The following is a 7,408-nucleotide window of genomic DNA, read 5'->3' as shown; positions in this document are numbered from 1 at the left end:
CGCGCCACGACCAGGCCGACGGCGACGCCGACCAGGCACCCCGCGGTGGCGCCTCACCCGTCGGAGCCGTGCCCGCGCCGGCAGCCGACGCGCAGGCGACGAGCCCGTCGAACGGCTACCCGTCGGCACCTCCGTCGGGTGGTTACCCGTCCGCACCTCCGTCTGGGGGCTATGCGTCGGCTCCCCCGTCGAACGGGTACTCCTCGAGCGGGTACGAGTCGGCGCCGCCTCAGGTCGTCGGCCAGAACGACGATCTGCCGGAGGACTCGCTGACGATCGGCCGCAGCCGCAGCAACAGCATCGTGCTCGACGACATGCTCGTCTCGCGCCGACACGTCGTCATCACGGCGGAGGATGAGGGTCTGCTGCTGCGCGATCTCGGGTCGCGCAACGGCACGTTCGTCAACGGGCGCCGCGTCGAGCAGACATTGCTGCACGAAGGCGACCGCATCGGCATCGGCGCCTCCACCTTCGAGGTGCGCGACGGCTGGCTCGTCTCGGTCTGAGCCGCGAACACCCGTCCGGACCGGCCGCGATCCAACCTGGACATCGACCACAGCAGCGCCCGTGGGCGCTGGAACGCTCCGGGAGGGAAGCGTGGGAATACAAGAACTGACGGTGCAGGTCGACGGGCACGTCGTGCGGTTGCAACCAGGTGAGAGCGCGACGATCGGCCGCGGCCGCGACTGCGACATCACGATCGTCGACGTCGACGTCTCACGACGCCACGCTCAGGTGAGCGCGCAGGGCGAGGGGTGGCAGGTGCGTGACCTCGACAGCTCGAACGGCACCTGGGTCGACGGCCAGCGCGTGCACGGTTACCGCGATCTGCGCGGTGGTGAGGACGTCCGACTCGGCGGGCCCCGTGGGACGCGAGTCCAGTTCTCGCGAAGTTCCACCCCAGCAGGTGAGCAGGTCGCGCGCAGTGTCGACCCGAACGGCGCGAGCCCGTCACAGGCCCCGCCTGAGGCAACCTCGATCTCCGTGCCGATGCCGCGTCGCAGCAGCGGCGCTTCGAGCGCTGCGCCCACGCCCGACGCCACGACCGGTTCGAGCCTGAAGACCGGCCCGATCCGGCTGCCCCGCCCCCCGCAGGCCCCCGCCGAGCGACGTGCGAGCGGCGACGTGTTCCAGGGATGGACCGGGCAGCTCGAGCCCGAACCCACCGGCCGCCTGACCGTCCAGGGCGCCGTCCCGCAGGCCATGGCCCTGCCGTCGGGCACCATCACCATCGGTCGCGGCACCGAGAACGAGATCGTCGTGCGCGACCTGCTCGCGAGCCGGCGTCACGCCCGCCTCGTGCCGCAGGGCGACAGCTTCGCCGTCGAGGATCTCGGCAGCAGCAACGGCACCTACATCAACGGTGCGCGCATCACCCGCGGCACCTTGCGCGAGGACGACCTGCTCGCCGTCGGCCACACCCGATTCACGTTGAAGAACGGGCGTCTCGTCGCGAGCGAGGACGAAGGTGACGTCACCTTCGTCGCCAACCACCTGTCGTTCTCGCTGCCCGACGGCAAGAAGCTGCTCGACGACGTCAGTTTCGGCCTCGAAGGATCGAGCCTCGTCGCCGTCATCGGCCCCTCGGGTGCGGGCAAGTCGACGCTGCTCAAGGCCCTCATCGGTGCCCAGAAGGCTACCGAGGGCGAGGTCTACTACGACGGACGAGACCTCTACGACAACTACGAGGATCTGCGCCACCGTATCGGCGTCGTCCCGCAGGACGACGTCGTCCACCCCGAGCTGACGGTCCGTCAGGCCCTGCGGTACGCGGCCGAGCTGCGCTTCCCCGCCGACCTCGATCGTGAGTCGCGCGAGGCCCGCGTCGAGGAGGTCATCGACGAACTGGGGCTGACGGAGCACGCCACCACCCAGGTCTCACGCCTGTCCGGTGGCCAACGCAAACGCACATCCGTTGCCCTCGAGCTGCTGACGCGCCCGTCGCTGCTCTTCCTCGACGAACCGACCTCCGGCCTCGACCCGGGCCTCGACAAGCGCGTCATGCTGACGCTGCGCGGCCTCGCCGACGGCGGCCGCACCGTCGTCGTCATCACGCACAACGTCGCGAGCCTCGGCGTCTGCGACCGGGTGCTCATGCTCGCACCGGGCGGACGGGTCGCCTACTTCGGCCCGCCCGACGAGATGCTGCCCTACTTCTCGGCGAGCGATCACGCCGATGTGTTCAACACCGTCACCGACGACCCGCAGCGCTCGCAGGACGTGTTCCGCTCCTCGGCGATGATGGACAGCCAGGTGTCCGCTCCCCTGAGCGCGCCGCGCCCGTCCGCGTCGTCGCAGCGGGACGTGCCACCGCGTCAGCAGTCGATCTTTCGTCAGCTGTCGACGCTCATCCGACGCCAGTTCAGGGTCATCGCGGCCGACCGCGGCTTCGTCGCCTTCATGCTGCTGCTCCCCATCGCCCTCGCGGGCCTGGCGATGCTCGTACCGGGCACGCACGGGCTGAAGACGGTCTTCTTCGAGCAGGAACTCATCGCCAACGGGGGCGACCCCGGCAAGGTGACGCTGCGGGCTGAAGGAACCCAGATCATGACGCTCATCGTCATGGGATCGGTCTTCATGGGGTTGGCCGCCACCATCCGCGAACTCGTCGCCGAGCGCCCGATCTTCTTGCGGGAGAAGGCCGTCGGACTGTCACCCTTCGCCTACATCGGCAGCAAGGTCGTCACGTACGGGCTGCTCGTCGCGGTGCAGTGCGCCATCCTCGTCCTGCTCGTCATCGCGGGCAAGGGCGCGCCGACCGCCCCCGTCGCGCTCGCCAACACGACGCTCGAGACGTTCGTCCTCGCCTTCCTGACGGGGCTCGCGGCTGTCGCGATCGGCCTCGCGTTGTCGAGCTTCGCGAAGACGAACGAGCAGGTCATGCCGATGCTCGTCATCGTCATCATGGGCGCGCTGGTCTTCTCGGGTGGGCTGTTCGATCTCGACAGCCAGCTCATGCGCGGCCTCGGCAGCATCTTCCCGAGCCGCTGGGGCCTGGCCATGGGTGCCCAGACCGCCGACGTCAAGACGAGCATGACGATCCCCGGCCGTTCCCGCTCGTGGGATCCGTTCTGGGTGCGGGACACCGACCACTGGCTCATCGCCGCGGCCGCGCTGATCGCCATCTTCGTGGTCGGCACGACCATCGCCTGGTGGAGCTCGCGCCGCCGCAAGAGCATGTGAGGCCCGCCGGGCTCACGAGTCCTCGAACATCGCCCGGAAACGCGTCAGCCACGACGCGTTTCCGAGCGATGTTCGTCAGGGAGTGTTCCGTCAGTAGCGCAGGTCGCTCCACACGCCGGCATGATCAGTGCCGGGGACGGTGAAGGTGCCCGCATCGACGGGCACGAAACCACGCGTGAGGATGTGGTCGATCTGGGCGAACGGCGGCACGACGGCGTCCTGCGGCCACGTCGGCGGCCAGTTGCCATGCTGGGCGGGAAAGGCGTCGATGAGTCCATCCGCGAGATGCCGGAACGCCGGGTGCGCCGTCGAGGCGTTGAAATCGCCCGCCATGACGAGGTGCGGCGCGTTCTCGCCGCGTTGCCAGCGTCCCAGCGCCTCGAGCTGCGGGCGCCAGTGGTTCGCGCCGTCCTGCAGCGGCGGGTAGGTGTGCACGCCGTGCACGGTGACATCGGCGCCGGGTGCTGCGACCGTCACGATCGGCATCTGCAGATCGTAGGGGCCGAGGTGGCGGCCGTCGTCAAGCGTGTGCAGCGGGTAGCGCGACAGGACGGCCGTGCCGCGTGAGCCGTCGTCGACGAGCCCCGAGGCGCGGTACGGCAGCCGCCCACCCAGACCCGCGGCGTCGAGCAGGCGCAGCTTCACGGCCGTTGTCTCGGGCATGACGACGACGTCCGGGCGCACCCGGGCGACCTCAGCGGCGACGGCGCCTGCGTCAGCGCCTCCGAACTCGAGGTTGAGCGCGAGGACACGCAGGTGCCGCTGGCCGGCAGCATGCTGCACCGACGACGGCGGGCTCGGATGCTGCGCGAGTGCCACGCCTGCCGCCGTTGCGGCGACGAGCATGGGAAGCGCCGCGAGGAGCGCCGCGCGCCGGCGTACGAGCACCGCCGCGACGAGCATCACCGCGGCGATCAGCACCCAGACCGGCGTGAGCGCCTGCAGAACGGGCACGACGTTACCGATGAGCACGTCGCACCACATGAGAGCGCACAGCGCGGCAGTGAGCAGGCACGCGAGCGCGATGACGACACCGAGCACGCGACGAACGCGGCCTGCGGGCCTCGTCACCCAGCGTTTCGACTTGCTTCCCGACCGATCCTCGACGGCGCTTCGCCCGAATCGTGCCCTTGGCCAGCTCGAGCCGCCCTTCTCTTGATCATCGACCGCGTTCACCGTGGTCAACGCAGGTGAGTTGCCGGCATGCCCTCCGGCGCACTGATCACCGTCGGCCTGCGCACCCTGATCACTCACCGCGCTCCCCCGTGACGCAGGCGCTCCATCTCACGGCGGTCTTTCTTCGTCGGACGCCCAGCGCCGCGGTCACGCACCGGGATCTGCGGGATGGTCTCGCGCTGGCGCGGCGGCGTCGACTCGACGTAGCACTGCGCCGCGACGGGCGCCCCGACGCGCTTCTTGACCAGGCCCGTGACATGCACGATGCGGTCGAAGCCCTGCTGACGCACGCGCAGATCGGCGCCCACCGTCACGCTCGTCGACGGCTTGACGGTCGCACCGTTCATGCGGACGTGCCCGGCGCGACACGCGGTCGTCGCCGCCGAGCGGGTCTTGTACAACCGGACAGCCCACAACCAGGCATCGATGCGGACGCTGCCCTCCACCCCCGACGTCATGCTCATGGGCGCCAGGGTAAGCCACCTCCCTGCACCGACGCTGGGCCGGCTCGCAGATCTCGCGGCGCCCAGCCGGATGGCGACTGACTCACAGGGAGGCACGTCATACGCTGCCTCCCTGTGAGTTCGTCGCCATCCTGCGTTGGGTTCGCCCGCGGCGTCGTCCTACGACCGGGCGCGCGTCGTGGCGTCTCGACCCTGAGCGCCTGCCCCCGTGCTCAGGCGTGCGGTTCGCGCTCGTCGCTGATCGCGCTCGTCGCTCATCGGGCGCGGCGCAGGCGGCGCCTCGCGCCCAGCAGTGCACCCGCTGCACCGAGGAACGACACGACCAGCACGCCCGGGCCGCGATCGCTCGATACGTGGTCGGTCTCGACGACCGGGCCGACGCCCGGAGGCGTCTGGCTGGGGCGCCTCGCAGGTGGCGGCAGCGTCGAGCTCGGGTGGGTCGCCGGAATCGAACCGTCCTCGACCGGCCCGGTCGGTGACCATCCGGACGTGGGTGTACCGCCGGCCGGAGTACCGCAGTGCAGGTCCGTCGCGATCTTCGCAGCGACCGCGCCGGTGCGGGGGTCGACGAACGCGAGTGTGTGGCGCCCGTCCGGCACCCCGAGTGCGCCATAGTCATGGCTCGCGGGCCGAACCTGAGCGCCCGCGTAGCCGACCCGTCGAGGGTGACGTTCCACCGCGCCGGCGTGTTCGCGAAGTTGACGACCCACCCCGGCATAGCCGTGGCCCCTGTCACACGTCGTGCCGAGGAACGCGGCGGCCGCCGGGTAGGTGACACCGATGCTTCCGGCGATGTCGCGTCGTTCCGCCGCCGTCCCGTGCTTGATGGCCCAGGCGAGCATCGCGTCGTCGGAGGTCGCCGCGGCCGCGCTCGCGGGCACGGGCATGGCCGAACGGCTCGCGCGAGATTCCGTGACCGACCCGTCGCGCAGACGACCCATCAGCCCCCAACCGAGACGAATCAGGTGCCCACGACGCGACGCGAGCTCACACGATGGCTCAGGTTCGAGCCCCGAGCAGGTGGCATGCTGGTGAATCGGCCGGCGACCGGACGACGTCAGCGCGTCGGGTGCGGCTGTGTTGCCCGTCTGCTGCGCGCGATCGCGGCGGCGAGCGTCAGGAGGATCGTCAGGCTGAGCACCGGGACGGCCTCGCTGATGAAGGTCTCGAGAGGGTCGTGGTGCAGTTCGGCTCCGTTGTCGCGCGGCACGCTCTGGTACATCCCGGTGAGCACCCAGAGCCCGAGCAGGAAAGCCTGCGCCGCGATCGCCGGGTACAGCCCCTTGGCCCAACCGCGCGTCGCGAGGATCGCCCACACGGCGAACAGCGGAACGAGGACGAGGTGGTGGTACCAGGTGATCGGGCTGACCGCGCCCGTCGTGACGAAGATGACGAGGACCGCGCCCACGTCGTCGTCACGACGCAGCAGCGCGGCCGTGACGAACACCCCCGCGACGAGCGCCGCCGCGATGACGAGCAGGCGGACGAGGCCGGCGCCCGGCACGTCGTGCATGACGCGCGCGACGAGGCCCGACAGCGACTGGTTCCACTCACTCTCCGGCGCGCCGGGCCGGCTCGTGTCCCACAACGCCGACGTGAAGTACGTGACGACCTCGTGCGGCAGCACGATCGCCGAGACGCCAACGGTGACGACGCCCGCCCCCAGCGCGCGCAGGGCGCTCGCGTGGTCGCGGGTGAACAGGCGCGGGACGGCGGCGAGCGCCGGCGTCACCTTGACGCCCGCAGCCAGGCCGGTGAGCACGCCTGACAGCCGAGCCCCCGCGAGGCGCCGGCGGCCGAGACCGAGGTAGTCCTCGACGACGAACCAGGCCATGACGAGGTTGATCTGGCCGAAGGCGAGCGTGCCGCCGACGGCGTCCGAGCGCGCGGCGAGCAGCACCCCACCCGCGGCGGCGAGGGGCGTGAGGGCTCCCGTCGCCAAGCCGGGGGCCGGGGCTCGCTCCCCCAGCCTCCACTGTGCGATCGAGCGATCCGCGAGCAACCAGCAGATGCGGAACAGTGCGACGAGGCTGCCGAGCGTCAGCAGCGCCGTCGCGACAGACCGCGCCAATGCGGCGAGCGGCGCGAAGGCCAGGACGGCGAACGGCGGATAGGTGAACGGCCAGCCGTCACCGAACCGGCCCTCGTACAGATCGGCTGTGCCGTTCAGCGTCTTCGTCGTCGCGTCGAGGTAGATGCGAGTGTCGAACAGCGTCCAGTTCCAGGAGCGCAGCTGCAGGATGGCGCTGACGGTCACGAACGCGCAGGCGAGCAGGTACACGAGCCACGCCTCGCGACGAAACGAACGGCGCCCCATGAACTCTCCCTCATACAGCCGCCTCGGGTGGCCGGCCTGCTCGACAGTGAGCCACCGTCGGCGCACTGAACTCGACGTCATCACCACGACGATCTCAGACAAAAAAAGCCCGCCGCCTCTGAGATCAGAAGCGGCGGGCCACGTGGTAGCGGGGACAGGATTTGAACCTGCGACCTCCGGGTTATGAGCCCGGCGAGCTACCGAGCTGCTCCACCCCGCGTCGGTATGCCTCAACTTTACGAGCAGATGAACAAAGAATGCAAATCGG

At 70.3% G+C, this 7,408-nt stretch carries 6 protein-coding genes and 1 tRNA gene; 2 read left to right on the top strand and 5 right to left on the bottom strand.

The window, feature by feature from the left end:
• Both B2284_RS06895 and B2284_RS06890 read left to right on the top strand, forming a co-directional pair.
• A partial coding sequence (locus B2284_RS06895) for an FHA domain-containing protein (protein ID WP_286697320.1) occupies window positions 1-506 on the top strand: 506 nt, incomplete at its 5' end.
• 91 nt (window positions 507-597) lie between these two features.
• The gene (locus B2284_RS06890; RefSeq protein ID WP_160126188.1) at window positions 598-3,183 is read left to right on the top strand and encodes an FHA domain-containing protein; all 2,586 of its coding nucleotides are present in this window, start codon (window positions 598-600) and stop codon (window positions 3,181-3,183) included.
• A gap of 90 nt (window positions 3,184-3,273) precedes the next feature.
• Here B2284_RS06890 and B2284_RS06885 read toward each other — a convergent pair whose 3' ends face one another.
• The 5 genes from B2284_RS06885 to B2284_RS06865 form a co-directional block, all read right to left on the bottom strand.
• A complete protein-coding gene (locus B2284_RS06885; RefSeq protein WP_131940692.1) occupies window positions 3,274-4,254 on the bottom strand; it encodes an endonuclease/exonuclease/phosphatase family protein in 981 nt (326 codons plus the stop codon).
• 179 nt (window positions 4,255-4,433) lie between these two features.
• On the bottom strand, window positions 4,434-4,823 hold the full coding sequence (locus B2284_RS06880; RefSeq protein ID WP_131940690.1) for an RNA-binding S4 domain-containing protein: 390 nt from the start codon (window positions 4,821-4,823) through the stop codon (window positions 4,434-4,436).
• 254 nt (window positions 4,824-5,077) lie between these two features.
• The gene (locus B2284_RS06875; protein WP_006943404.1) at window positions 5,078-5,710 is read right to left on the bottom strand and encodes a hypothetical protein; all 633 of its coding nucleotides are present in this window, start codon (window positions 5,708-5,710) and stop codon (window positions 5,078-5,080) included.
• Between the two features lie 170 nt (window positions 5,711-5,880).
• Window positions 5,881-7,140, bottom strand: coding sequence for a glycosyltransferase 87 family protein (locus B2284_RS06870; RefSeq protein WP_074046229.1), 1,260 nt, complete (start codon window positions 7,138-7,140; stop codon window positions 5,881-5,883).
• Between the two features lie 143 nt (window positions 7,141-7,283).
• Window positions 7,284-7,360: transfer RNA gene (locus B2284_RS06865), tRNA-Met, on the bottom strand.
• Window positions 7,361-7,408: the final 48 nt, after the last annotated feature.

Origin of the sequence: Dermacoccus sp. UBA1591 (assembly GCF_002322065.1) — a bacterium.
Classification (GTDB): domain Bacteria; phylum Actinomycetota; class Actinomycetes; order Actinomycetales; family Dermatophilaceae; genus Dermacoccus; species Dermacoccus nishinomiyaensis.
The sequence above is the reverse complement of the archived record's forward strand: the minus strand, read 5'-3'. Positions and strand labels throughout refer to the sequence as shown.